We start from the raw sequence: 24,311 nt of genomic DNA on the forward strand, positions 1-24,311 counted from the left end.
GTATGGTGGAAACTACTTTCCAAAAGATGAATGAACGTTAGCTTCAAAACCCGATGCGACTACCACGTACTCACCGGTAGGTGGGACCATCGGACGGCAACAGCTACACGGTGCTGCCTTCTCCCGGGGGGTAACCCCCGGACCCCCAGCCGGACAAGCGGGTCAACCGGTGCGGCCGGGGCGGACACCACGTGGCGAACTGAGTGAAAGCAGAGGAAGTCGGCCATGGCAACGGCGCCCAGCGTCTCCTACTCGATGACGGTCCGGTTGGAGGTCCCCGCGGGCGGTAACGCCGTCTCGCAGCTGACCACCGCCGTTGAGTCCTCCGGCGGCTCGGTGACCGGCCTCGACGTCACCGCTTCCGGTCACGAGAAGCTCCGGATCGACGTCACGATCGCGGCCACGTCGACGTCCCACGCGGACGAGATCGTCGAAGAGCTCCGCAAGATCGAGGGCGTGACGCTCGGGAAGGTCTCCGACCGTACGTTCCTGATGCACCTCGGCGGCAAGATCGAGATGCAGTCCAAGCACCCCATCCGCAACCGTGACGACCTCTCGATGGTCTACACGCCGGGTGTGGCCCGCGTTTGCATGGCGATCGCCGAGAACCCCGAGGACGCCCGGCGCCTGACCATCAAGCGCAACACCGTCGCGGTCGTCACCGACGGCTCCGCGGTGCTCGGCCTCGGCAACATCGGCCCGATGGCCGCCATGCCGGTCATGGAGGGCAAGGCGGCCCTCTTCAAGCGCTTCGCCGACATCGACGCCTGGCCGATCTGCCTGGACACCCAGGACACCGACGCCATCGTCGAGATCGTCAAGGCGATCGCCCCCGGCTTCGCGGGCATCAACCTCGAGGACATCTCGGCGCCCCGCTGCTTCGAGATCGAGGCCCGGCTTCGCGAGGCCCTCGACATCCCCGTCTTCCACGACGACCAGCACGGCACCGCGATCGTCGTGCTCGCCGCGCTGACCAACGCGCTGCGCGTGGCGGGCAAGGACATGGGCGACATCCGCGTCGTCATGTCGGGCGCCGGCGCCGCCGGTACGGCCATCCTGAAGCTGCTGCTCGCGGCGGGCGTCAAGAACGCGGTCGTGGCCGACATCCACGGTGTCGTGCACGCGGGCCGCGAGGACCTGAAGGACGCCGACAGCGACTCGCCGCTGCGCTGGATCGCCGACAACACCAACCCCGAGGGCCTGACCGGCACGCTGAAGGAAGCGGTCGTCGACGCGGACGTGTTCATCGGCGTCTCGGCCCCGAACGTGCTGAACGGCGAGGACGTGGCCGCGATGGCCGAAGGCGCCATCGTGTTCGCGCTCGCGAACCCGGACCCGGAGGTCGACCCGGCGATCGCCCGTCAGACGGCGGCGGTCGTGGCCACGGGCCGCTCCGACTTCCCGAACCAGATCAACAACGTGCTGGTCTTCCCCGGTGTCTTCCGCGGCCTGCTCGACGCCCAGTCGCGCACGGTCAACACGGAAATGATGCTGGCGGCCGCGACGGCCTTGGCCGACGTGGTCACCGAGGACGAGCTCAACCCGAACTACATCATTCCGAGCGTCTTCAACGACAAGGTGGCCGGAGCGGTCGCCGGAGCCGTCCGGGACGCCGCGAAGGCCGCCGGAGTGGCTGTGACGGGAGCCACGACCGCCTGATTACCGGCGCGTCGCGGTTTACGGGGCCCGCGGGCCCCATAGGCTGGCCGGGAAACAGGCCCCCGGGCCCGCCTCTCACCGGCGCGGTGGCGCTTTCCGTGTGACCCCAAGGGGTGCCGGATTGGCTTTACCGCCGTGGGTAGGGGCAGGATGCCTCTTCAGGCGCAAGGGTCTGGAAGACGGACCCGGGTCCTGGGCCTGACCGAGACCCTGGCAGCATCAACTTTGCTGTTGCCCAACACGCGGCCTGGTCGCGTGGCACGCCTCAACGGCAAGAAGAACACGGGAGTACAAACATGAACCGCAGTGAGCTGGTGGCCGCGCTGGCCGACCGCGCCGAGGTGACTCGCAAGGACGCCGACGCCGTGCTGGCCGCGTTCGCCGAGACCGTCGGCGAGATCGTTGCCAAGGGCGACGAGAAGGTCACCATCCCCGGCTTCCTGACCTTCGAGCGCACCCACCGTGCCGCTCGCACCGCCCGTAACCCGCAGACCGGCGAGCCGATCAACATCCCGGCCGGCTACAGCGTCAAGGTTTCGGCGGGCTCCAAGCTCAAGGAAGCCGCCAAGGGCAAGTAGGTCCTCGGCGTAGGAGCGGCCCCCCGGATTCTTCCGGGGGGCCGCTCCTTTTTGCTTTTAGGGGCGCGGAGCCGCATATGGACACAGCCCCGCGCCCCTAAAAAACAGCACATCGGGCCTCCCCGGAAGGTTCCGGGGAGGCCCGATGCGGTGGTGCGAGCGGGAACGGCTAGCCGAGGGCCTTGCCCGGGAGTTCGACCTTCGCGCCGAGTTCGACGAGCTTCTCCATGAAGTTCTCGTAGCCGCGGTTGATCAGGTCGATCCCGTGGACACGGGACGTTCCCTGGGCCGCCAGCGCCGCGATCAGGTACGAGAAGCCACCGCGGAGGTCGGGGATGACCAGGTCGGCGCCCTCCAGCTTCGTCGGGCCCGACACGACCGCGGAGTGCAGGAAGTTGCGCTGCCCGAAGCGGCAGTTGGAACCGCCGAGGCACTCGCGGTAGAGCTGGATGTGCGCGCCCATCTGGTTCAGGGCGGACGTGAAGCCCAGGCGCGACTCGTAGACCGTCTCGTGGACGATCGAGAGGCCCGTGGCCTGCGTCAGGGCCACGACGAGCGGCTGCTGCCAGTCCGTCTGGAAGCCGGGGTGGACGTCCGTCTCCAGCGCGATCGACTTCAGCTGGCCGCCGGGGTGCCAGAAGCGGATGCCCTCGTCGTCGATCTCGAAGGCGCCGCCGACCTTCCGGTACGTGTTCAGGAACGTCATCATCGAGCGCTGCTGGGCGCCGCGGACGTAGACGTCGCCGTGCGTGGCGAGCGCCGCCGACGCCCAGGAGGCCGCCTCCAGGCGGTCCGAGAGGGCGCGGTGCGTGTAGCCGCCGAGCTTGTCGACGCCGGTGACGCGGATGGTGCGGTCGGTGTCCATCGCGATGATCGCGCCCATTTTCTGCAGGACGCAGATCAGGTCCTCGATCTCCGGCTCCACGGCCGCGTTCGAGAGCTCCGTGACGCCCTCGGCGAGGACGGCCGTGAGCAGGACCTGCTCGGTGGCGCCCACGGAGGGGTAGGGGAGGCGGATCTTCGTGCCGCGCAGGCGCTGCGGGGCCTCCAGGTACTGGCCGTCCGCGCGCTTCTCGATGGTCGCGCCGAACTGGCGGAGCACCTCGAAGTGGAAGTCGACCGGCCGGCCGCCGATGTCGCAGCCGCCGAGACCCGGGATGAAGGCGTGGCCGATGCGGTGCAGCAGCGGGCCGCACAGCAGGATCGGGATGCGGGAGGAGCCCGCGTGCGCGTCGATGTCGGCCACGTTCGCCGACTCCACGTGCGAGGGGTCCATCACCAGCTCGCCCGGCTCCTCTCCGGGGCCGACCGTCACGCCGTGCAGCTGCAGCAGGCCGCGTACGACGCGCACGTCGCGGATGTCCGGGACATTGCGCAGCCGACTCGGCGCGCTGCCGAGGATCGCGGCGACCATGGCCTTGGGCACGAGGTTCTTCGCGCCGCGTACACGGATCTCGCCCTCGAGCGGGGTTCCGCCGTGGACAAGGAGGACATCGTCGGTGACGGTCATGAATCTCGCGTTCCGAAGAGAAGGGCTGGGCCAGGCTCAAGGGTAAGGGGGGCACGCCCCTTATTCGTAGGCCTGTGGGTGCCAGGGAGCGTCATGAGTTCGCTACAACACGAAGCGCGCAGGGGAAAGCACAAAGCGTGACGGTTTTGTGAAGTGCCGGCCTTCCGCTTCCCCGCGCGCTGAGCTGCGTTCACGCGGTTGTTGCGCTTGGCTCCCCCTACAGCGGCCGGATGCGGGATCATGTCATGCATGACCGAGGTGTCCTCGCTCACAGGGCGGCTGCTCGTGGCCACACCCGCCCTCGCGGACCCGAATTTCGACCGGGCGGTCGTGCTGCTCCTCGACCACGACGAGGAGGGCTCGCTGGGCGTCGTGCTGAACCGGCCGACGCCGGTGGACGTCGGGGACATCCTGGAGGGCTGGGCCGATCTGGCCGGTGAGCCGGGGGTCGTGTTCCAGGGCGGCCCGGTCTCGCTCGACTCGGCGCTCGGTGTCGCGGTCATCCCCGGGGACGACGAGCGGGAGGCGCCCCTCGGCTGGCGCCGGGTGCACGGCGCGATCGGCCTCGTCGACCTGGAGGCCCCGCCGGAGCTGCTCGCGGCGGCGCTCGGCTCCCTGCGGATCTTCGCCGGCTACTCGGGCTGGGGGCCGGGGCAGCTGGAGGGCGAACTGACCGAGGGCGCCTGGTACGTCGTCGAGTCGGAGCCCGGTGATGTCTCCGCCACCCGCCCCGAGGGGCTGTGGCGGGCGGTCCTGCGGCGCCAGCGCGGCGAACTGGCGATGGTGGCCACGTATCCGGACGATCCCTCGCTCAACTGACCTCGTTCCGGCACGGGGCGGGCTTAAGTACCCTTGGCGGTTATGAGCACTCTTGAGCCCGAGCGCGGGACAGGTACGGGGACCCTCGTAGAGCCGACGCCGCAGACGTCGAGCGGCGATGGCGATCACGAGCGCTACGCCCACTATGTCCAGAAGGACAAGATCATGGCGAGCGCGCTGGACGGCACGCCCGTCGTCGCGCTCTGCGGCAAGGTGTGGGTGCCGGGCCGTGACCCGAAGAAGTACCCCGTGTGTCCCATGTGCAAGGAGATCTACGAGTCCATGGGCGCCGGCGGCGACAAGGACAAGGGCGGCAAGGACGGCGGCGGCAAGGACAAGTAGGCGCCCCTCCTTTCGCGATGGGCCCGGTCCTTTCGCGATGGGTCCGGGCGAGTCCCGGTGAGTCCCTGTGAACCCCGGTCGTGCGGTGACGCATGCCCGGGGTTTCGCGCGTCCGCCGCACCATTGCGGGAATTGGTCCAGTCCTCTTAGCCTCCGATCATGGATCTCATCCCCGCACCCCGTCGCTGCGCGCACGCGGGCGACGCCCGCCGCGCGCTCGGCGAACACACCGGCATCGCTGCGGGGGAGGGGACCCAGGGCACCGCGCGATGGCTGCGCGCGACACTCGGCGCGGCGACCGGTCTCGCCCTGCCGCCCAAGGGCGCGGACGAGGGCGACGTCATCGTCCTGCGCGTCGACCCCACCCTCGCCCTCGAACCGGAGGGCTACCGGCTGCGCGTGACGGACGCGGGCGTCACGATCGAGAGCGGCTCCGCATCAGGCGTCTTCTGGGGCGCCCAGACGCTGCGTCAACTCCTGGGCCCCGACGCGTACCGCCGGGCCCCGCTCCCCGGACGCACCTGGTCCGTTCCGTACGTCACCGTCGACGACGCGCCCCGGTTCCGCTGGCGCGGCATGATGCTCGACGTCGCCCGGCACTTCACGCCGAAGGCCGGGGTGCTGCGCCAACTCGACCTGATGGCCGCCCACAAGCTCAACGTCCTGCACTTCCACCTCACCGACGATCAGGGCTGGCGCGTCGAGATCAAGCGCCACCCGAAGCTGACGCAGGACGCCTCCTGGCGGTCACGGACGAAATTCGGCCACCGCGCCTCGGAGTTGTGGGAGGACAAGCCGCACGGCGGCTTCTACACCCAGGACGACATCCGCGAAATCGTCGCCTACGCCGACGCGCTGCATATCGCGGTCGTCCCCGAGATCGACCTGCCGGGCCACTCGCAGGCGGCCATCCACGCGTATCCGGAACTCGGCAACAGCGATGTCGTCGACACGGCTTCCCTCCCCGTCTGGGACACCTGGGGCGTCAATCCGAACGTACTCGCCCCCACTGACAACACCCTCCGCTTCTACGAGGGCGTCTTCGAGGAACTCCTCGACCTGTTCCCATCCACCTTCATCCACGTAGGGGGCGACGAGTGCCCCAAGGACCAGTGGAAGCAGTCGCCCACGGCCCAGGCCCGCATCAAGGAACTGGGGTTGGCCGACGAGGACGAGCTCCAGTCCTGGTTCATCCGGCACTTCGACACCTGGCTCGGCGCGCGTGGACGGCGCCTCATCGGCTGGGACGAGATCCTCGAAGGCGGCCTCGCGCCCGGCGCCACGGTCTCCTCCTGGCGCGGCTACGAAGGCGGCATCACCGCGGCGAGGGCGGGCCACGACGTCGTCATGTGCCCCGAGCAGCAGGTCTACTTGAACTACCGCCAGGCCCCCGGCGACGAGGAACCGGTCCCCATCGGCTACGTACGCACCCTGGAGGACGTCTACCGCTTCGAACCGGTTCCTCCGCAGCTGAGCGAGGAGGAGGCGCGGCACGTCCTCGGTACGCAGGCCAACGTGTGGACCGAGGTGACGGAGGACGAGCGGCGCCTCGACTACCAGGTGTATCCGCGGCTTTCCGCCTTCAGCGAGGTCGCGTGGAGCGAGCTGCCCGAACCCGGTGCGCGTGACTTCGCGGACTTCGAGCGCCGAATGGCCGCGCACTACCGGCGACTTGACGCCCTGGGCGTCGGCTACCGGCCGCCCGGCGGCCCGTTGCCGTGGCAGCGGCGCCCGGGTGTACTCGGACGTCCCTTCGAAGGGGAACCCCCGAACGTGTGAGCTTGCGCGGCGGCGAGGACCTCGCGTCCCCGCTCACCTCACCTCATACGTGGGCGCAGAGTGCCAATTCGCTCCCACAGGTGATCTGGTGCGATATCGGTCATCCGTGAGGTGGAAGGGGCGAATGCCTCCTACCGGACCCCCGCTCCGGGCCGGACGGAAGATGTGCCAGAGTTGCCACGTCCGGCCTGTCAGCACGTACCGTACGGCGGAACAGGCGTAACGGCGGGAACGGCGGTCACGCGCGGACCACGCGGGGACCGGCGCCGTTGCCAGGCACGCGGCCGGACTTCGGGAAGGGGCAGCCGGTTTGACCACGCACGCACCGCAGGCGACGACACAGGCCGCGGTACTTCCGGGTTCGCTGGACGAGGCCGTCGCGGCGCTCGCCGCCATGCCCGCCGCCGTACCGGTGGCCGGAGGCACGGACCTCATGGCCCAGGTCAACGCGGGGGGACTGCGCCCCGCCGCCCTCGTCGGGCTCGGCCGGATCAGCGAGATCCGCGGCTGGCAGTACCAGGACGGGAACGCGCTGCTCGGCGCGGGCCTCACCCACGCGCGCATCGGCCGCCCCGACTTCGCCGCGCTGATCCCCGGCCTCGCCGCCGCCGCGCGGGCCGCGGGACCGCCCCAGATCCGCAACGCGGCCACGCTCGGCGGCAACATCGCCTCCGGCGCGCCCGCCAATGACACGCTGCCCGTGCTGGCCGCGCTCGAAGCCACGTTGATCATCGCGGGGCGGGGCGGGGCGAGACGCGAAGTGCCGGTCTCGCACCTGCTGGCCGGCATGGAGATGCTCGCCCCCGGCGAGCTGATCGGCTTCGTGCGCGTGCCCCTGCTGCACGCCCCGCAGGTCTTCCTGAAGGCGACCGGGCGTACGGGCCCGGGGCGCGCCATGGCCTCCGTGGCGCTCGTCCTCGACCCGGCGCGGCGCGGGGTGCGCTGCGCGGTCGGGGCCATCGCGCCGATGCCGCTGCGGCCCCTTGAGGCCGAGCAGTGGGTGGCCTCGCTCATCGACTGGGACGGCGATCGCGGCGCCCTCGTACCGGAGGCCGTCCACGCCTTCGGCGAGTACGTCGCCGCGGCCTGCGTCCCCGACCCGGAGCCCGCTCCGGACGGCACGCAGCAACAGCTGCCGCCCGCCGTACTGCATTTGCGGCGCACCGTCGCCGTGCTGGCCCGACGTGCACTTGGGAGGGCGCTGTCGTGACGAACGAGTACCCCGGCCCCGACGGCTGGGAGCCGGTGCCCCAGGGCGAGTACGACTCCGACGCCACGGCCTTCGTGCAGCTGCCCCCCGAGGGCTTCCCGGACGCGGCGCCGCTCGCCGCGCCGGGGCACGGCTACGTGCCGCCGCCGATAACGGTGGGTCCGGCCACGGGTGCGGCCGCGACGGATCCCGCGGCGACCGGGGTGTGGGTGCTGCCGGAGAACCTGGTCGGTCCCGGTGCGGGTGCCTCCGGCGGTGGGGCGGAGTCGGTGGCGGCCGAGTCGGTGGCGGCCGAGTCCGTGGCGGCCGAGCCCATGGGGCAGGTGCCGCACCACGGGCAGACCGGGCAGTGGTCCGTTCCGCTGGCCGGTGGTGAACTCCCGGAGGAGTCGGGTGAGTTCACGGCGTCGTCGATGGCGAAGCAGTGGGGTGGGCATGTGCCGCCGGCGACGTTGCCGGGGGGTGCGCCTGCGCCGTGGGCCGCGCAGCCGGAGGCCCCGGAGCGGTCGGCCGAGCCTGCGTCGCGGGGCTCTGCCCCGGACCCCGCGCCTCAATCGCCGGCGGGGCTTGAATTGCCGGGCTCTGCGCCGGAGCCCGCGCCTCAATCGCCGGCGGGGCTTGAATTGCCGGGCTCTGCCCCGGAGCCCGTACCGGCCGATGAACCCGTGGCCGAGGTTGACGCCGCCCCGGAGGAGCCGGAAGACGAGGCCGCCGCTCGGCCTCCGCTTCACGACGATCACCCCCTGGCCAGCTACGTGCTGCGGGTCAATGGGGCGGACCGGCCCGTCACGGACGCGTGGATCGGGGAGTCGCTGCTGTACGTGCTGCGCGAGCGGCTCGGGCTCGCGGGGGCCAAGGACGGCTGCTCGCAGGGCGAGTGCGGCGCGTGCAACGTGCAGGTGGACGGCCGCCTCGTGGCCTCCTGCCTGGTGCCTGCGGCGACCACCGCGGGCAGCGAGGTTCGTACGGTCGAGGGCCTCGCCACCGACGGCCGCCCCTCGGACGTGCAGCGGGCGCTGGCCGCGTGCGGTTCGGTGCAGTGCGGCTTCTGTGTCCCCGGCATGGCGATGACGGCGCACGACCTCCTTGAGGGCAACCCGAACCCGACCGCCCTGGAGACCCGCCAGGCGCTGTGCGGCAACCTGTGCCGCTGTTCCGGCTACCGGGGTGTCGTGGACGCGGTGCGCCAGGTGGCCGAGGAGCGGCGTGCGGCGGCGGACACCGCGGCCGAGGCCCCGTCGGCCGAGAGCGGCACGGAAGAGCCGCTGATCCCGCGCCAGGCGGGCCCGCTGACGACCGAGGACCTCCAGACCGACACACCCCCGCAGAACCCGCAGAACCCGCAGGACTTCCAGGACTTTCCGGACGGAGGCCAGGCATGACGAACGAGACGGCCACGACCTCCGTGGCCCCCGCTGCCCCCGAAGCGGAGAGCTTCCCGCACGGCCTCGGCACGTCGCTCCCCTCGGAGGAGGCGCACGCCAAGGCCGAGGGCACGTTCCCGTACGCCGCCGACCTGTGGGCCGAGGGCCTGCTCTGGGCGTCGATCCTGCGCTCACCGCACGCGCACGCGCGCGTGGTGAGCATCGACACCAGCCACGCGCGCGAGATGCCCGGCGTCCTCGCGGTCGTCACGCACGAGGACGTCCCCGGCGGCCCGTTGTCAGGGCACCGCGCGTCGGACCGCCCGATGTTCGCCTCCGAAGTGGTGCGCCACCACGGAGAGGCGCTCGCGGCCGTGGCGGCCGACCACCCGGACACGGCGCGGATGGCCGCCGCCGCGATCGTCGTCGAGTACGAGGTCCTCGACCCGGTCACGGACCCCGAGCAGTCCTTCGGGGCGGAGCCGCTGCACCCCGACGGCAACCTGATCCGCCACATCCCGCTCCAGCACGGTGACGCCGAGGCGACCGGCGAGGTCATCGTCGAGGGCCTCTACCGCATCGGCCGCCAGGACCCCGCGCCGATCGGCGCGGAGGCGGGCCTCGCCGTGCCCCGCCCCGACGGCGGCGTCGAGCTCTACATCGCCTCCACCGACCCGCACGGCGACCGCGACCTCGCGGCGGCCCGCTACGGCCTGGACCGCGAGCGCGTGAAGGTCGTCGTCACCGGCGTGCCCGGCGCGACGGCCGACCGGGAGGACTCCGGCTTCCACCTCCCGCTCGGCCTGCTCGCCCTGCACACCGGCTGCCCGGTCAAGCTGGCGGCGTCCCGCGAGGAGTCCTTCCTCGGCCACCCGCACCGCCACCCCACCCTGCTCCGCTACCGCCACCACGCCGACGCGGACGGCCGGTTGGTCAAGGTCGAGGCCCAGATCCTGCTGGACGCGGGCGCGTACGCGGACACGTCGTCCGACGCGCTCGCGGCGGCCGTGTCCTTCGCCTGCGGCCCGTACGTGGTGCCGCACGCCTTCATCGAGGGCTGGGCGGTACGGACGAACAACCCGCCCTCCGGCCACGTACGGGGAGAGGGCGCGCTGCAGGTCTGTGCCGCGTACGAGGCGCAGATGGACAAGCTCGCGAAGAAGCTGGGCGTCGACCCGGCCGAGCTGCGCCTGCGCAACGTACTGGCGACCGGCGACATCCTCCCGACGGGGCAGACGGTGACGTGCCCGGCGCCCGTGGCCGAACTGCTCACCTCCGTCAGGGACTTCCCGCTGCCGCCGCTCCCCATGGACACGGCGGAGGAGGACTGGCTGCTCCCCGGCGGGCCCGAGGGCGTCGGCGACCCGGCCGCGATCCGCCGCGGCGTCGGCTACGGCATCGGCATGGTGCACATGCTGGGCGCGGAGGGCGCGGACGAGGTCTCCACGGCCACCGTGAAGGTCCAGGGCGGCGTCGCGACGGTCATCTGCGCCGCCGTGGAGACGGGACAGGGCTTCGCCACGCTCGCCCGCCAGATCGTCCAGGAGACGCTCGGTATCGAGGAAGTCCACGTGGCGCCGGTCGACACCGATCAGCCGCCGGCCGGACCGGGCTGCCGGGGCCGGCACACATGGGTGTCGGGTGGAGCGGTCGAGCGGGCGGCCAAGATGGTCCGCACCCAGCTTCTGCAACCCCTGGCGCACACGTTCGGCATGTCCACGGAGCTGCTGCAGATCGCGGACGGCAAGATCACGTCCTACGACGGCGTGCTCTCGACGACCGTCGAAGAGGCCATGGACGGCAAGGAGTTGTGGGCCACGGCGCAGTGCCGCCCGCACCCCACGGAGCCGCTCGACGCCGCGGGCCAGGGCGACGCCTTCGTCGGCATGGCCTTCTGCGCGATCCGCGCGGTGGTGGACGTGGACGTGGAGCTCGGCTCGGTGCGCGTGGTCGAACTCGCGGTCGCCCAGGACGTCGGCCGCATCCTCAACCCCGCCCAGCTCGCGGCCCGTATCGAAGCGGGCGTCACCCAGGGCGTGGGCGCGGCCCTCACGGAGAACCTCCGCACCTCGAAGGGCATCGTCCGCCGCCCCGACCTGACCGGCTACGCCCTGCCCACCTCGCTCGACGCCCCCGAGATCCACATCGTCAACCTGGTCGAGGAGCGCGACGTGGTCGCCCCCTTCGGCGCCAAGTCCGCGAGCGCGGCACCGGTGGTCGCGTCCCCGGCGGCGGTCGCCTCCGCGGTCCGCGCGGCGACCGGCCGCCCCGTCAACCGGCTGCCGATCAGGCCGCAGGCGGCGGTGGCGGAGCCGACCGGCTGAGCGACACCTCGCCGTACGACGAAGGGGCGCCCCGCGGAAAGCGGGACGCCCCTTCGTCGTGCACAGAGGCCGTGACCGGAATCGAACCGGTGTGCTTCGCTTTGCAGGCGAATCCCTAAGCCACTCGGGCACACGGCCAAGCTGCCGCTCACGCTACGGGTCCGCTCCGCCACCCCTCAAGGCTTCCGCCACCGCCGCAACGTGACTGCCACACGCCGTTCATGCAACCCCCCACCCCGCCCCTTCCCGAAAGTCCTGCCGGACGGGCCTGCTCAATCGCCGCAGGGGCTTGAAATCTCAAGCCCCGCCGGACGGGCCTGCTCAAGCCCCGCCGGCGATTGAGGCGCGCATTTCAAGCCCGGCCGGCGATTGAGGCCATCTTTCAAGCCCCGCCCTTCGGACGAGAGCCAGCGGGGTCCGGGGCGGAGCCCCGTGGCCTACGACCAAGGGACCACCCCGGCCCCGCCTCCCGACAGGGGTCAGCGCCGGAATCACCCCTTACTCTGAACCGCATGGCCACCCTCGAAAACGACACCATCGTCGCCGCGTCGGAGACCGAAGGTGTCCTCGGCCGCACCCATCGCGCACTCAGCATCGGCATCGTCACCGTCGTGCTGCTCATCGCCTTCGAGGCGACCGCCGTGGGGACCGCGATGCCCGTCGCGGCGCGGGAGTTGGACGGGGTGTCGCTGTACGCCTTCGCGTTCTCCGGCTTCTTCACGACCAGCCTGTTCGGGATGGTGCTCGCCGGGCAGTGGGCCGACCGGAGCGGGCCCCTCGGACCCGTCACCGCCGGGATCGGGTCCTTCGCCGCGGGGCTGGTGCTCGCCGGGACCGCGGGCACCATGTGGATGTTCATCGCCGGGCGGGCCGTGCAGGGGCTCGGCGGCGGCCTGGTGATCGTCGGTCTCTACGTGGTGGTCAGCCGGGCCTACCCGGAGCGGCTGCGGCCCGCGATCATGGCGGCGTTCGCGGCGAGCTGGGTCGTGCCGTCGATCGTCGGACCGCTGGCGTCCGGGGCCGTGACCGAGCACCTCGGCTGGCGCTGGGTCTTCCTCGGGATCCCGATCCTCGTCGTGCCGCCGCTCGCGCTCGCGCTTCCCGAGGTGCGGCGGCGGGCCGGCGGGCCACCCGAGGGGACGGCGCCCGCGCGCTTCGACCGACGGCGCATCCGCCTCGCCCTCGGGATCTCGATCGGCGCCGGGCTGCTCCAGTACGCCGCCCAGGACCTGCGGCCGCTGTCCCTGCTGCCCGCCGCCGTCGGCGTCGCCCTGCTCGTGCCGTCCGTGCTCGGGCTGCTGCCCCGCGGCACGTACCGGGCGGCGCGCGGCCTTCCGTCCGTGGTGCTGCTGCGCGGGATCTCGGCCGGGTCGTTCATCGCGGCCGAGTCCTTCGTGCCGCTGATGCTGGTGACGCAGCGGGGCCTCAGCCCCACCCTCGCCGGCCTCTCGCTCGCCGCGGGCGGTGGCACCTGGGCGTTCGGCTCGTGGTTGCAGTCCCGTCCGCGGGTCGAGCCGTACCGGGAGCGGCTCGTCGCCGGGGGCATGGTGCTGGTCGCCGCGGCCGTCGCCGTGGCGCCGAGCGTGCTGATCCAGGCCGTTCCCGTGTGGACCGTGGCCGTCGCCTGGGCCTTCGGCTGCCTCGGGATGGGGCTCGTGATCTCGTCCACGTCCGTGTTGCTGTTGCAGCTGTCCGCGCCCGAGGAGGCCGGGACGAACTCCGCCGCGCTCCAGATCTCCGACGGCCTCTCCAACGCGCTGCTGCTCGCCGCGGGCGGCGCCGCCTTCGCGGCGCTCGGCGGGGGAGCGGTGGGGCACGGTGTCGTGCAGGGGGCCGGGGGCTCGCACCCGGCCGCGTTCGCCGCCGTGTTCCTGCCGATGTCGGCCGTCGCGCTCGTGGGCGTATGGGTGGCCTCGCGGCTGCGCGCTCCGGTGACGTCCCCCTGACTGCCCGTAGGGGTCGGCGAGTTGATCTGTGACGCGCGTCCCAACCGGGCCCCGTCCGGCCTCGCCCAGCGCGCCCGTCAACCTCGGCACCGGTAGGGTGGCCCGGTTGTCATACGTAGCCGTGCCGTCCAGCTTTGAGTAACCGGAGACCGTGACTACTACATCCACCACTCCTTCTGCCTCGTCCGCCCATCTGTCACCCGCGTTCCCCGGCCGCGCCCCTTGGGGCACGGCCAACAAGCTGCGTGCCTGGCAGCAGGGTGCGATGGACAGGTACATCCAGGAGCAGCCGCGCGACTTCCTCGCGGTCGCGACCCCGGGCGCAGGCAAGACCACGTTCGCGCTCACCCTCGCGTCCTGGATGCTGCACCACCACGTCGTGCAGCAGGTCACCGTGGTCGCGCCGACCGAGCACCTGAAGAAGCAGTGGGCCGAGGCCGCCGCCCGCATAGGGATCAAGCTGGACCCCGAGTACAGCGCCGGTCCGCTCAGCAAGGAGTACCAGGGCGTCGCCGTCACGTACGCGGGTGTGGGCGTGCGGCCGATGCTGCACCGCAACCGCAGCGAGCAGCGCAAGACGCTCGTGATCCTCGACGAGATCCACCACGCCGGTGACTCGAAGTCGTGGGGCGAGGCCTGCCTGGAGGCCTTCGAGCCGGCCACCCGCCGTCTCGCGCTCACCGGTACGCCGTTCCGCTCCGACACCAACCCGATCCCCTTCGTCCAGTACGAGGAGGGGCGGGACGGTATCCGGCGCTCGGCCGCCGACTACACGTACGGCTACGGCCAGGCGCTCGCCGACAGCGTGGTGCGGCCCGTCATCTTCCTCTCGTACAGCGGCAACATGCGCTGGCGCACGAAGGCCGGTGACGAGATCGCGGCCCGGCTCGGCGAGCCGATGACCAAGGACGCCATCAGCCAGGCCTGGCGCACCGCCCTCGACCCGCGCGGCGAGTGGATGCCGAGCGTGCTGCGCGCCGCCGACGCCCGCCTCACCGAGGTCAGGAAGGGCATCCCGGACGCGGGCGGCCTCGTCATCGCCGCCGACCAGGACTCCGCGCGCGCGTACGCGAAGCTGATCCGGGAGATCACGGGCAGCAAGGCGACCGTCGTGCTCTCCGACGACACCGGTTCCTCGAAGCGGATCGACGACTTCGCGGCGGGCGACGACCGGTGGATGGTCGCCGTCCGCATGGTGTCCGAGGGCGTCGACGTCCCGCGCCTCGCGGTCGGCGTGTACGCCACGACGATCTCCACCCCGCTCTTCTTCGCGCAGGCCGTGGGCCGTTTCGTGCGATCGCGGCGCCGCGGCGAGACGGCCTCCGTCTTCCTGCCCACCGTCCCCGACCTGCTCGGCTTCGCCAACGAGATGGAGGTCGAGCGCGACCACGTCCTCGACAAGCCGAAGAAGGACCAGGAGGAGGACCCCTACGCCGAGTCCGAGAAGGAGATGGACGAGGCGAACAAGGAGCAGGACGAGGACACCGGGGAGCAGGAGCAGTTCTCCTTCGAGGCCCTCGAGTCCGAGGCCACCTTCGACCGGGTCACGTACAACGGCGCCGACTTCGGCATGCAGGCGCACCCCGGCAGCGAGGAGGAGCAGGACTACCTCGGCATCCCCGGGCTCCTCGAACCCGACCAGGTGCAGCAGCTCCTCCAGAAGCGGCAGGCGCGGCAGATCGCGCACAGCAAGAAGAAGCCGGACAGCGAGGCCGACCTCCTCGAACTGCCCGCGGAACGCCGCCCCGTCGTCTCCCACAAGGAGCTGATGGAGCTGCGCAAGAAGCTGAACACCATCGTCGGCGCGTACGTGCATCAGAGCGGGAAGCCGCACGGTGTCGTCCACACCGAGCTGCGCCGGGTGTGCGGGGGGCCGCCGAGCGCGGAGGCGACCGGCGGACAGCTGCGCCAGCGCATCGCCAAGGTGCAGGAATGGGCCACCCGCATGAAGTGACATGGGGATCAAGTGCGGGCAATCGGGCACAACCCCGACGGCTTACTGCCCGGATTCTGGACGGAGTCTTCCGCTCAGCGGGACGACCTCGCTACATTCCGGGCAACGCACACGCCCCGTGGCAGAGCCGCCGCGGAGCGCAGCCGGTGCGTACAAGACAGCCGTAAGCAGCCCAGCGCCTGATCACCGACCGGCGGCCTCTGACGCGCGTCGCCCACGGGACAGGTGACGCGACCCCCGCGCAGGAGGCCGTCGTCCCTCACCACTAAGGAGTGGGCGTCGTGACCGCGGAGACCTCCCAGACGCTCGACCGGGGACTGCGCGTCCTCAAACTGCTCGCAGACACCGACCACGGCCTGACCGTCACCGAGCTCTCCAACAAGCTCGGCGTCAACCGGACGGTCGTCTACCGTCTACTCGCCACGCTTGAGCAGCACGCCCTCGTCCGCCGCGACCTGGGCGGCCGCGCCCGCGTGGGCCTCGGCGTCCTCCGCCTCGGCCGCCAGGTGCACCCCCTGGTCCGCGAAGCCGCCCTCCCGGCGCTGCGTGCGCTCGCCGAGGACATCGGAGCGACGGCCCACCTCACTCTGGTGGACGGCACGGAGGCCCTCGCCGTGGCCGTCGTCGAGCCGACCTGGACCGACTACCACGTGGCGTACCGCACGGGCTTCCGCCACCCGCTCGACCGGGGCGCCGCGGGCCGCGCCATCCTCGGGGCCCGCCAGGGCGTGCTCCCCGAGTCCGGCTACACCCTCACGCACGGGGAGCTGGAAGCCGGCGCGAGCGGTGCGGCTGCGCCGCTGCTCGGGGTGACCGGTCTGGAGGGCAGCGTGGGCGTGGTGATGCTCTCGGACTCCGTCCCGGAACGCGTCGGCACCCGAGTCCTCGACGCGGCCCGCGAAGTGGCGGACGCCCTCCGCTAACCCCTTCAAGCCCCACCCCACCCCTTCCCGAAAGTCCTGCCGGACGGGCCTGCTCAATCGCCGCAGGGGCTATAAATAGCCCCGCCGGCGATTGAGGCGCGGGGTCCGGGGCGGCGCCCCGCGACCGCAACACCGTCGCCGGTGGAACAACAACGCCACGTTAGAGTCAACCCGTGCTCAATCGCCTCAGCCGCCCCGCCGCCCTGGCCGTCTGCGCCGCCCCCGTGATCGCGCTCCTCGCGGCAGCGGGTTTCGCGCCGCTCCCGTTCTCCGTGGCCCAGCCAGGCCCCACGACGAACGTCCTGGGGAAGTCGGACGGCAAACCCGTCATCGACATCAGCGGCGCCCCCACCCGCCCCACGGAGGGCAAACTCCGCGCGGTGACCATCGTGGCGACGGGCCCCGACGCCTCCGTGCACCTCGGCGACGTACTCGACGGCTGGTTCGCCGAGGACCGGGCCGTCATGCCGCGCGACGCCGTGTACCCGTCGGGCGACTCGACCAAGGAGGTCGAGCAGCACAACCAGCAGGAGATGAAGGGCTCGCAGGACGCCGCGACCGAGGCCGCCCTGTCCTACCTCGGCAAGCCCTCGAAGGACATCAAGGTCGATCTCCAGCTCGGCGACGTGGGCGGCCCGAGCGCGGGCCTGCTCTTCTCCCTCGGCATCATCGACATGCTGGACGGCGACGGCAGCGGCGGCGACCTCACCGGCGGGAAGTCCATCGCGGGTACCGGCACCATCGACGACAAGGGCAAGGTCGGCCCGGTCGGCGGCGTATCGCTGAAGGTGCAGGCCGCCGACCGGGACGGCGCCACGGTCTTCCTCGTACCGAAGGCCGAGTGCTCGGACGCGAAGGCCTCGGCGCCGAAGTCGATGAAGCTGATCTCGGTGAGCACGCTCAAGGGCACGATGACCGCGCTGACGAACATGGAGAAGGGCTCGGGCACGGTCCCGGAATGCTGACCCCTCAAGAGGTCACTTGACGAAGCCCTCCTTCACCAGCCAGTCCTTCGCCACGTCGTGCGGGTCCTGCCCGTCGACGTCCACCTTCGCGTTGAGGTCCTGGGCGACGGTGTTGTCGAGCTTCTTCGTGATCGGCTCCAGGATGTCGGCCATCGCCGGGTACTTCTTGAGCGCCTTGCTGTTGATCGAGGGCGCCGCGTTGTAGTTCGGGAAGAACTTCTTGTCGTCCTCCATGACGTTCAGGTTCATCGCCTTGATCCGGCCGTCGGTCGTGTAGACCTCGCCGTAGGTGCAACTGCCCTTGGACGCCTGGGTGTAGATGATGCCGCTGTCCATCTGCGTGATGTTGGCGGCCGGTACGTTCATCCCGTACGCCTTCTGCATGCCGGGCAGACCGTCGGCCCGGTTGGCGAACTCGCTCTCCACGCAGAGCGTGACGGCCTTCGGGTCCTTCTTGGCGAGCGCGGCGACGTCGGAGAGCGTCTTGGTGCCGTACTTCTTGAAGTTGGCGTCGTTCATGGCGAGCGCGTACGTGTTGTTGAGCGCGGCCTGCGGCAGCCAGGTGATGCCGTTCTTCTTGTCGGCCTTGGCCACCGCCTCGTACTGCTTCTGCGGATCGGCGATCGGGTCCGAGTTGCCGAGGTACGTGATCCAGGCCGTGCCCGTGTACTCGTACATCGCGTCGGCGTCACCGGACTTGATGGCCTCGCGGGCGCCGATGGAGCCCTGGATGCCGGTCCGGTCGAGGACGTCCGCACCGGCCGCCTTGAACGCGATGCCCATGATCGCGCCGAGCACCAGCTGCTCGGTGAACTCCTTGGACGTGACGGTGATGTCAGCGCCCTGAAGCGGCTTGTCCTTGCCGATGGAACCGGGCTGCACGTCGTCGACGAGCGGACTGCCACTGGTCAGTCCGCAGCCGCTCGCGAGGAGCGCGATCCCGCAGCTCGCCGCAACGGCCACCCGTACGCGGTACTTCATGTGCTTCACGGGCTTCACGGGCTTCATGAGCGCACCTCCAACCCGCGCGGGCGCAGCAGCAGTTCGGCCAGCGACGCCAGCCAGTCGACGAGCAGGGCCAGCGCGATCGTCAGGATCGAGCCGAGCATCAGGACCGGCATCCGCTGGTTGGTGATTCCGGTGGTGATGAGGACGCCGAGGCCGCCGCCACCGCCGAAGGTGGCCAGCGTCGCCGTACCGACGTTGAGGACGAGCGCCGTGCGCACGCCCGCGAGGATCAGCGGGACGGCGAGGGGGAGTTCGACCTTGCGGAGCACCCCCATCGGCGACATGCCGATGCCCTTCGCCGCTTCGAGGAGCGTCGGATCGTTCGCCTTCAGGCCCGCGATGGTGTTGGAGAGCACCGGCAGGATCGCGTAGATGATGATGCCGATCAGGGCCGACCGCTCGCCGATGCCCAGCCAGATGACGAGCAGGGCGAGCAGGCCGATGGCCGGGGTCGCCTGGCCCATGTTGGCGAGCGCCAGGGCGAACGGGGTCGCCTTGCGGAACATCTTGCGGGTCAGCAGGATCCCCAGCGGGATCGCGATGATCAGCACGAAGAACGTCGAGATCACCGTCAGGCTGATGTGCTGGCGCAGCGCCTTGCCCACCGCGCCGCCCGAGATGGCGTTCTCGGAGATCGTGTCGAGGTCCGCGTTGCGGAACCAGAGCCACGTGATCAGCAGGACGAGGATCAGGAACACCGGAAGGAACGTCAGCTTCTTCCAGGTGATGCGGGACGGTTCCTTCCGGGCGGGCGTGGCGGGCGCCTCCTGCTCGCCCTGGCCCTCGTCGCGGAACGCGAGGCCCTTGACCTCGTGCTCGCCCTCGGGGCGCGCGCCCTTCGGAGGCGTTTTTCGGGACGGTGTGCTCACGCCTTCACCTCCCCGTCGGTGCCCTGGGAGCCCTCCTGCTCCTGATGCGTCTGCTCGGCGCGCTTCTCCTCCAGCTCGTGCTGGTGCTCGACCGCTTCGAGGCGGTCGGCCTCCAGGAGTTCGTGCACGGAGTTCATCAGCGTCTCCATGTCGACGACGCCCTCGTACGCGCCGCGCCGCCCGGTCACCGCGACGCGGCCCGCGTTGTCCGTGAGGACCGCTTCGAGGGCGTCGCGCAGCGTCGCGTCGTACGTCACGGTGTCGTGCACGAGGGTGCCCGCGCGGGCGAGGGAGCCCTTGGCACGCATCAGGTCGCCGCGGCGCAGCCACTTGTAGGGCCGGCCGCGCTTGTCGAGCAGCAGCAGCTCGTTCGTGCCGGCCGCCCGCAGCTTGTTGAAGATGTCCTGGAGCGGGTCGTCGACGCCCACCGTCGGATAGTCGGTGACCTCCACGTCGCGTACGCGGGTGAGGTTGAGGCGCTTCAGGGCGGCGCCCGCGCCCACGAACCCGGAGACGAAGTCGTCCGCCGGGTTGGTGAGGATCGCCTCCGGGGTGTCGAACTGCGCGATGTGCGACTTCTCGCGGAGCACCACGATCCGGTCGCCGAGCTTGATCGCCTCGTCGAAGTCGTGCGTGACGAACACGATCGTCTTGTGCAGCTCGTGCTGGAGCCGGATCAGCTCGTCCTGGAGATGGTCGCGGGTGATCGGGTCGACGGCGCCGAACGGCTCGTCCATCAGGAGCACGGGCGGGTCGGCCGCCAACGCCCTGGCCACGCCGACGCGTTGCTGCTGGCCGCCGGAGAGCTGGCGCGGATAGCGGTTGTGGTACTCGGCGGGGTCGAGCCCGACCAGGTCGAGCATCTCCTCCACCCGCGCCTTGATCTTCGACTTGGACCAGCCGATCATCTTCGGCACGAGCGCGATGTTCTGGGCGACCGTCATGTGCGGGAAGAGCCCGGAGGACTGGATCGCGTAGCCGACCTTCCGGCGCAGCTTCACCGGGTCCATGTCGGTGACGTCCTCGCCGCCGATGCGGATGCGCCCGCCGGTCGGCTCGATCAGGCGGTTGATCATCTTCAGCGTCGTGGACTTTCCGCAGCCGGACGGGCCGACGAAGATGATCAGCTCTCCCGGCTTGATCTCCATGTTGACGTTGTCCACGGCGGGGTCGCTGGAGCCGGGGTAGCGCTTGGTGAGGTTCTCCAGCTCGATACTGGCGCCGGAGGGCTGCGGGGTCCCGGACGCCTCGGGGGCTTCGGTCGTCGTGGTGTCAGGCACGGATCCCCCTCGGGATGGTCAGCCGTCCGATGAGGACGTACGCGGCGTCGAAGAGCAGGGCGAGGATGATGATGCCGAGCGTTCCGGCGAGCACCTGGTTGAGCGCGTTGGCGCTGCCCAGGGAGGCGATGCCGCGGAAGATCTCGTTGCCGAGTCCGGGGCCCGAGGCGAACGCGGCGATGGCGGCGATGCCCATCAGCATCTGCGTGGAGACCCGGATCCCGGTGAGGATCGGCGGCCAGGCGAGCGGCAGTTCCACCTTGAACAGGCGGGCGGTCCGGGACATCCCGATGCCCTTCGCCGCGTCGATCAGCGCGGGGTCGACGCCGCGCAGGCCCACGATCGCGTTCCGCACGATCGGCAGCAGCCCGTACAGGGTCAGCGCGATGACGGTCGGCGCGACGCCCAGGCCCACGATCGGGATCAGCAGACCGATCATGGCGAGGGAGGGGATGGTCAGAATGGTCGAGGTGGCGGTCGTCGCCAGGTTCCCGGCCCATTCGCTGCGGTACGAGACGATGCCGATGACGATGCCGATCAAGGTCGCGAGGACCATGCACTGGAAGACGGCGCTCGCGTGTTGATAAGCGTCGGCGAGCAGCTGCTGGTGCCGGGCGCCCAGGTAGTCCCAGAAGTTCATCGCACCTCACTCCCGGGCGGTGCTCGGATAGCCGTCAGGAATCTCCTGACGCCTGCTCCACGAGCGGGATGATCCGCAGCGGAACAGGATTTTCCATGACAATCGCCGTGGAAGCCCGGACGATGCCATCAAAACCGACAACCCGGTCGATCACACGTTGGAGATCCGCGTTCGAGCGGGCCACGAGCCGGCACAGCATGTCCCCGCTGCCGGTCGTCGTGTGCAGCTCCAGGACCTCGGGGACGCCGCCCAAATGGGTCCTGACGTCGGCTCCTTGCCCCTGCCTGATCTGCAGCGTCGCGAACGCGGTGACCGGGTAGCCGAGCGCCGCCGGGTCCACCTGGGGGCCGAACCCGCGGATGACTCCGTTCGAGGTAAGCCGGTCGAGGCGGGCCTGTACGGTGCCGCGCGCGACGCCGAGCCGGCGGGACATCTCGAGCACCCCGATCCGCGGTTCGCGCGCGAGCAGCACGATGAGCCGCCCGTCCAGATCGTCGATCGCCATGTGCGTCTCCCGTCTCGGGCCCCGTCTCCGGGTGGTCACCCTGTACAAGCAGTCCGCAGAAACGGACCGTGCACTGGTCACATTGCCCAGCGAAAACGCAAACTATTGCGCACCTTGCGAACCGGCGGGAGTCTCACGGTATGACGCAGACCACACACCACACCCCCGACACCGCACGGCAGGCCGACCCCTTCCCGGTCAAGGGGATGGACGCGGTCGTCTTCGCCGTGGGCAACGCCAAGCAGGCCGCGCACTACTACTCGACCGCCTTCGGCATGAAGCTCGTCGCCTACTCCGGACCGGAGAACGGCAGCCGCGAGACGGCCTCCTACGTCCTCACCAACGGCTCGGCCCGCTTCGTCTTCACGTCCGTCATCAAGGCCTCCACCGAGTGGGGCCGCTTCCTCGAGGCGCACGTGGCGGCGCACGGCGACGGCGTCGTCGACCTCGCGATCGAGGTCCCCGACGCGCGCGCCGCGTACGCCTACGCGACGCAGCACGGCGCCCGCGGCCTCGTGGAGCCGTACGAGGCGAAGGACGAGCACGGCACCGTCGTGCGCGCCGCCATCGCCACATACGGCAAGACCCGCCACACGCTGGTGGAGCGCTCCGGCTACGACGGCCCGTACCTGCCCGGCTTCGCCGCGGCCGCCCCGATCGTCGAGCCGCCGGAGAAGCGCACCTTCCAGGCCATCGACCACTGCGTCGGCAACGTCGAACTCGGCAAGATGAACGAGTGGGTCGGGTTCTACAACAAGGTCATGGGCTTCACGAACATGAAGGAGTTCGTGGGCGACGACATCGCGACCGAGTACAGCGCGCTGATGTCGAAGGTGGTGGCCGATGGGACGTTGAAGGTCAAGTTCCCCATCAACGAACCCGCCATCGCCAAGAAGAAGTCCCAGATCGACGAGTACCTGGAGTTCTACGGCGGCGCGGGCGTCCAGCACATCGCGCTCGCCACGAACGACATCGTCGCCTCGGTGAAGGCCATGCGCGCGGCCGGAGTCCAGTTCCTTGACACCCCGGACTCGTACTACGACACCCTCGGCGAGTGGGCGGGCGAGACCCGGGTGCCCGTCGAGACGCTGCGCGAGCAGAAGATCCTCGTCGACCGCGACGAGGACGGCTACCTGCTGCAGATCTTCACCAAGCCGGTCCAGGACAAGCCGACCGTCTTCTTCGAGATGATCGAGCGGCACGGCTCCATGGGCTTCGGCAAGGGCAACTTCAAGGCGCTCTTCGAGGCGATCGAGCGGGAGCAGGAGAAGCGCGGAAATCTGTAGTTCTTCCAGGGAGCGCGCTTAGTCTGGCCCGTATGGCCAGGATGAACGATGTAGGCGGAACGACAGGGTTCGGCGCCATCGACACCACCGATGACGCCGAACCCTTCCACGCGGACTGGGAGGCGCGGGTCTTCGCGCTCCAGCGCGCGCTGCTCGTCCAGAAGGTCTTCAACCTCGACGAGTTCCGGGACACCATCGAGACGATGCCGCCCCAGGAGTACCTGGCGGCCTCGTACTACGAGCGCTGGTTCCACGCGATCCGGACGCTCCTCGAACGCAAGGGCGTGATCGAGGAGGGGGTGCTCGACCGTGTCTGAGTCCGAGCAACCCGCCTACGTACCCGGCGACTTGGTCCGTACGTACCGGCACGACCCGCCGCACCACACCCGTCTGCCGCGCTACGCCCGCGGCAAGCTCGGCGTCGTCGTCGAGCCGGAGGGCCGGGCGCCGCTCGCCGACGTGCGCGCGCAGGGGCGGGACGACGCGCCCGTCGAGATGATCTACGCGGTGCGGTTCGCGGCGCGGGAGTTGTGGGGCGAGGGCGGGCACGACGTCGTCCTCGACCTGTCCGAGAGTTACTTGCGGAAGGCGGGTCCCGGCGATGAGCGGTAACCACGACGATGCGGTGATCTCCCGCCAAGTGCGGGTTCTGGAAAGCCTGTTGGAGGAGAAGGGCATCGTCGGAGGCGAGACGGTCGACGAGGTCATCGACGGCTTCCTCGCGGGCGCCTCGCCGCTCAACGGGGCGAAGGTGGTGGCCCGCGCCTGGACCGACCCGGCGTTCAAGGCGCGGCTGCTCGCGGACGGGTCGACGGCCGTGGCCGAACTGGGCTTCTCCGCCGGTGGAGTTCAGCCCCAGCGGCTGCGGGTCACCGAGAACACGGAGTCCGTGCACAACATGATCGTGTGCACGCTCTGCTCCTGCTATCCGCTGCGGCTCCTCGGTCCGTCTCCCGGCTGGTACAAGAGTGAGGCGTACCGGTCGCGGGTGGTGCGTGAACCCCGGGCCGTACTGGCCGAGTTCGGGGTGACGCTGCCCGACGCCACCAAGGTGACCGTGTGGGACTCCAGCGCCGAGACCCGCTACATGGTCCTCCCCCGGCGTCCCGCCGGAACGGACCCTCTGACCGAGGAGCAACTCGCCGCCCTGATCACCCGCAACGGCCTGATCGGTACGGCGCTGGTCTGACGCCACTTGAGCCCGGCTCTCATGCCCCCAAGCCCGGTGCGGCCATATCAAGCCCCTGCGGCGATTGAGCAGCGGGGTCCGGGGGCGGGGCCCCGGGCGGCCACCCCCGCGCCGCCGGGGGGGGAGGCGCCTCCCGCGGCAACAAACCAGGGGAGGGCCGG

At 70.7% G+C, this 24,311-nt stretch carries 22 protein-coding genes and 1 tRNA gene; 16 read left to right on the forward strand and 7 right to left on the reverse strand.

What is annotated here, in order from left to right; all coding sequences use genetic code 11:
- Window positions 1–225 precede the first annotated feature (225 nt).
- Both ACIRHA_RS36840 and ACIRHA_RS36845 read left to right on the forward strand, forming a co-directional pair.
- The gene (locus ACIRHA_RS36840; protein ID WP_403855061.1) at window positions 226–1,659 is read left to right on the forward strand and encodes an NAD-dependent malic enzyme; all 1,434 of its coding nucleotides are present in this window, start codon (window positions 226–228) and stop codon (window positions 1,657–1,659) included.
- 296 nt (window positions 1,660–1,955) lie between these two features.
- Window positions 1,956–2,237, forward strand: a complete 282-nt coding sequence (locus ACIRHA_RS36845; RefSeq protein WP_016645140.1) for an HU family DNA-binding protein — start codon at window positions 1,956–1,958, stop codon at window positions 2,235–2,237.
- 169 nt (window positions 2,238–2,406) lie between these two features.
- Here ACIRHA_RS36845 and murA read toward each other — a convergent pair whose 3' ends face one another.
- Entirely contained in the window at window positions 2,407–3,747 is a 1,341-nt protein-coding gene (gene murA / locus ACIRHA_RS36850) for a UDP-N-acetylglucosamine 1-carboxyvinyltransferase (RefSeq protein WP_403855063.1), read from the reverse strand.
- Window positions 3,748–3,996: 249 nt separating this feature from the next.
- On the opposite strand from murA, the gene ACIRHA_RS36855 reads away from it, so the two are divergent.
- The 6 genes from ACIRHA_RS36855 to ACIRHA_RS36880 all read left to right on the forward strand — a co-directional run bounded on the left by ACIRHA_RS36855 (window position 3,997) and on the right by ACIRHA_RS36880 (window position 11,585).
- A complete protein-coding gene (locus ACIRHA_RS36855; RefSeq protein WP_403855065.1) occupies window positions 3,997–4,566 on the forward strand; it encodes a YqgE/AlgH family protein in 570 nt (189 codons plus the stop codon).
- Between the two features lie 42 nt (window positions 4,567–4,608).
- Window positions 4,609–4,908 (forward strand): DUF3039 domain-containing protein, encoded by a 300-nt coding sequence (locus ACIRHA_RS36860; protein WP_326015644.1) that lies wholly within the window; start codon window positions 4,609–4,611, stop codon window positions 4,906–4,908.
- Window positions 4,909–5,067: 159 nt separating this feature from the next.
- Entirely contained in the window at window positions 5,068–6,687 is a 1,620-nt protein-coding gene (locus tag ACIRHA_RS36865) for a beta-N-acetylhexosaminidase (protein WP_403855067.1), read from the forward strand.
- Between the two features lie 310 nt (window positions 6,688–6,997).
- A complete protein-coding gene (locus ACIRHA_RS36870; protein WP_403855069.1) occupies window positions 6,998–7,897 on the forward strand; it encodes an FAD binding domain-containing protein in 900 nt (299 codons plus the stop codon).
- Window positions 7,894–9,279: a 2Fe-2S iron-sulfur cluster-binding protein gene (locus ACIRHA_RS36875; RefSeq protein ID WP_403855071.1), complete on the forward strand. Its 1,386-nt coding sequence runs from the start codon at window positions 7,894–7,896 to the stop codon at window positions 9,277–9,279. The genes ACIRHA_RS36870 and ACIRHA_RS36875 overlap by 4 nt, the downstream gene beginning before the upstream one ends.
- Window positions 9,276–11,585, forward strand: a complete 2,310-nt coding sequence (locus ACIRHA_RS36880) for a xanthine dehydrogenase family protein molybdopterin-binding subunit (protein ID WP_403855073.1) — start codon at window positions 9,276–9,278, stop codon at window positions 11,583–11,585. The genes ACIRHA_RS36875 and ACIRHA_RS36880 overlap by 4 nt, the downstream gene beginning before the upstream one ends.
- A gap of 66 nt (window positions 11,586–11,651) precedes the next feature.
- On the opposite strand, the gene ACIRHA_RS36885 is transcribed toward ACIRHA_RS36880, so the two are convergent.
- Window positions 11,652–11,723, reverse strand: a tRNA-Cys gene (locus ACIRHA_RS36885).
- A 374-nt stretch (window positions 11,724–12,097) separates the two neighbouring features.
- On the opposite strand from ACIRHA_RS36885, the gene ACIRHA_RS36890 reads away from it, so the two are divergent.
- From ACIRHA_RS36890 to ACIRHA_RS36905, 4 genes are all read left to right on the forward strand, one after another.
- Window positions 12,098–13,531, forward strand: coding sequence for an MFS transporter (locus ACIRHA_RS36890; protein ID WP_403855075.1), 1,434 nt, complete (start codon window positions 12,098–12,100; stop codon window positions 13,529–13,531).
- Between the two features lie 151 nt (window positions 13,532–13,682).
- The gene (locus ACIRHA_RS36895; RefSeq protein WP_403855077.1) at window positions 13,683–15,485 is read left to right on the forward strand and encodes a DEAD/DEAH box helicase; all 1,803 of its coding nucleotides are present in this window, start codon (window positions 13,683–13,685) and stop codon (window positions 15,483–15,485) included.
- A 281-nt stretch (window positions 15,486–15,766) separates the two neighbouring features.
- The gene (locus ACIRHA_RS36900; protein WP_403855079.1) at window positions 15,767–16,408 is read left to right on the forward strand and encodes an IclR family transcriptional regulator; all 642 of its coding nucleotides are present in this window, start codon (window positions 15,767–15,769) and stop codon (window positions 16,406–16,408) included.
- Between the two features lie 173 nt (window positions 16,409–16,581).
- On the forward strand, window positions 16,582–17,373 hold the full coding sequence (locus ACIRHA_RS36905) for a PDZ domain-containing protein (RefSeq protein ID WP_403855081.1): 792 nt from the start codon (window positions 16,582–16,584) through the stop codon (window positions 17,371–17,373).
- A gap of 12 nt (window positions 17,374–17,385) precedes the next feature.
- Here the strand turns inward: ACIRHA_RS36905 and ACIRHA_RS36910 are convergent, their stop codons facing one another.
- Genes ACIRHA_RS36910 through ACIRHA_RS36930 form a run of 5 tightly spaced genes read right to left on the reverse strand, consistent with a single transcriptional unit; the run spans window position 17,386 to window position 21,675 of the window.
- The gene (locus tag ACIRHA_RS36910) at window positions 17,386–18,354 is read right to left on the reverse strand and encodes a glycine betaine ABC transporter substrate-binding protein (RefSeq protein ID WP_403855340.1); all 969 of its coding nucleotides are present in this window, start codon (window positions 18,352–18,354) and stop codon (window positions 17,386–17,388) included.
- A gap of 23 nt (window positions 18,355–18,377) precedes the next feature.
- The gene (locus tag ACIRHA_RS36915; RefSeq protein WP_403855083.1) at window positions 18,378–19,250 is read right to left on the reverse strand and encodes an ABC transporter permease; all 873 of its coding nucleotides are present in this window, start codon (window positions 19,248–19,250) and stop codon (window positions 18,378–18,380) included.
- Window positions 19,247–20,530 (reverse strand): betaine/proline/choline family ABC transporter ATP-binding protein, encoded by a 1,284-nt coding sequence (locus ACIRHA_RS36920; protein ID WP_403855085.1) that lies wholly within the window; start codon window positions 20,528–20,530, stop codon window positions 19,247–19,249. The genes ACIRHA_RS36915 and ACIRHA_RS36920 overlap by 4 nt, the downstream gene beginning before the upstream one ends.
- Window positions 20,523–21,170: an ABC transporter permease gene (locus tag ACIRHA_RS36925; protein ID WP_266710829.1), complete on the reverse strand. Its 648-nt coding sequence runs from the start codon at window positions 21,168–21,170 to the stop codon at window positions 20,523–20,525. Before ACIRHA_RS36925 ends, ACIRHA_RS36920 begins: the two co-directional genes overlap by 8 nt.
- Before the next feature lie 34 nt (window positions 21,171–21,204).
- On the reverse strand, window positions 21,205–21,675 hold the full coding sequence (locus ACIRHA_RS36930; RefSeq protein ID WP_351338227.1) for an Lrp/AsnC family transcriptional regulator: 471 nt from the start codon (window positions 21,673–21,675) through the stop codon (window positions 21,205–21,207).
- A 140-nt stretch (window positions 21,676–21,815) separates the two neighbouring features.
- Between ACIRHA_RS36930 and hppD the strand changes: the two genes are divergently transcribed.
- Genes hppD through nthA form a run of 4 tightly spaced genes read left to right on the forward strand, consistent with a single transcriptional unit; the run spans window position 21,816 to window position 24,150 of the window.
- On the forward strand, window positions 21,816–22,961 hold the full coding sequence (gene hppD, locus ACIRHA_RS36935) for a 4-hydroxyphenylpyruvate dioxygenase (protein ID WP_403855087.1): 1,146 nt from the start codon (window positions 21,816–21,818) through the stop codon (window positions 22,959–22,961).
- A gap of 32 nt (window positions 22,962–22,993) precedes the next feature.
- Window positions 22,994–23,278 (forward strand): hypothetical protein, encoded by a 285-nt coding sequence (locus ACIRHA_RS36940; protein ID WP_403855089.1) that lies wholly within the window; start codon window positions 22,994–22,996, stop codon window positions 23,276–23,278.
- Window positions 23,271–23,573 carry an SH3-like domain-containing protein gene (locus ACIRHA_RS36945; protein WP_403855091.1) on the forward strand — a complete coding sequence of 101 codons (303 nt, stop codon included), beginning with the start codon at window positions 23,271–23,273 and terminating at the stop codon, window positions 23,571–23,573. The genes ACIRHA_RS36940 and ACIRHA_RS36945 overlap by 8 nt, the downstream gene beginning before the upstream one ends.
- A complete protein-coding gene (gene nthA / locus ACIRHA_RS36950) occupies window positions 23,563–24,150 on the forward strand; it encodes a nitrile hydratase subunit alpha (RefSeq protein WP_403855093.1) in 588 nt (195 codons plus the stop codon). Before ACIRHA_RS36945 ends, nthA begins: the two co-directional genes overlap by 11 nt.
- Window positions 24,151–24,311 lie beyond the last annotated feature (161 nt).

It is taken from the genome of Streptomyces sp. NPDC102360, assembly GCF_044766085.1.
Classification (GTDB): domain Bacteria; phylum Actinomycetota; class Actinomycetes; order Streptomycetales; family Streptomycetaceae; genus Streptomyces.

Bases quoted from the DNA above. Each gene is read 5' to 3' on its own strand.
- ACIRHA_RS36925 (WP_266710829.1), bottom strand. From the start codon at position 21,170: ATGAACTTCTGGGACTACCTGGGCGCCCGGCACCAGCAGCTGCTCGCC.
- hppD (WP_403855087.1), top strand. From the start codon at position 21,816: ATGACGCAGACCACACACCACACCCCCGACACCGCACGGCAGGCCGAC.
- murA (WP_403855063.1), bottom strand. From the start codon at position 3,747: ATGACCGTCACCGACGATGTCCTCCTTGTCCACGGCGGAACCCCGCTC.
- ACIRHA_RS36845 (WP_016645140.1), top strand. From the start codon at position 1,956: ATGAACCGCAGTGAGCTGGTGGCCGCGCTGGCCGACCGCGCCGAGGTG.
- ACIRHA_RS36910 (WP_403855340.1), bottom strand. From the start codon at position 18,354: ATGAAGTACCGCGTACGGGTGGCCGTTGCGGCGAGCTGCGGGATCGCG.
- ACIRHA_RS36930 (WP_351338227.1), bottom strand. From the start codon at position 21,675: ATGGCGATCGACGATCTGGACGGGCGGCTCATCGTGCTGCTCGCGCGC.
- ACIRHA_RS36860 (WP_326015644.1), top strand. From the start codon at position 4,609: ATGAGCACTCTTGAGCCCGAGCGCGGGACAGGTACGGGGACCCTCGTA.
- ACIRHA_RS36940 (WP_403855089.1), top strand. From the start codon at position 22,994: ATGGCCAGGATGAACGATGTAGGCGGAACGACAGGGTTCGGCGCCATC.
- ACIRHA_RS36840 (WP_403855061.1), top strand. From the start codon at position 226: ATGGCAACGGCGCCCAGCGTCTCCTACTCGATGACGGTCCGGTTGGAG.
- ACIRHA_RS36865 (WP_403855067.1), top strand. From the start codon at position 5,068: ATGGATCTCATCCCCGCACCCCGTCGCTGCGCGCACGCGGGCGACGCC.
- nthA (WP_403855093.1), top strand. From the start codon at position 23,563: ATGAGCGGTAACCACGACGATGCGGTGATCTCCCGCCAAGTGCGGGTT.
- ACIRHA_RS36880 (WP_403855073.1), top strand. From the start codon at position 9,276: ATGACGAACGAGACGGCCACGACCTCCGTGGCCCCCGCTGCCCCCGAA.
- ACIRHA_RS36890 (WP_403855075.1), top strand. From the start codon at position 12,098: ATGGCCACCCTCGAAAACGACACCATCGTCGCCGCGTCGGAGACCGAA.
- ACIRHA_RS36855 (WP_403855065.1), top strand. From the start codon at position 3,997: ATGACCGAGGTGTCCTCGCTCACAGGGCGGCTGCTCGTGGCCACACCC.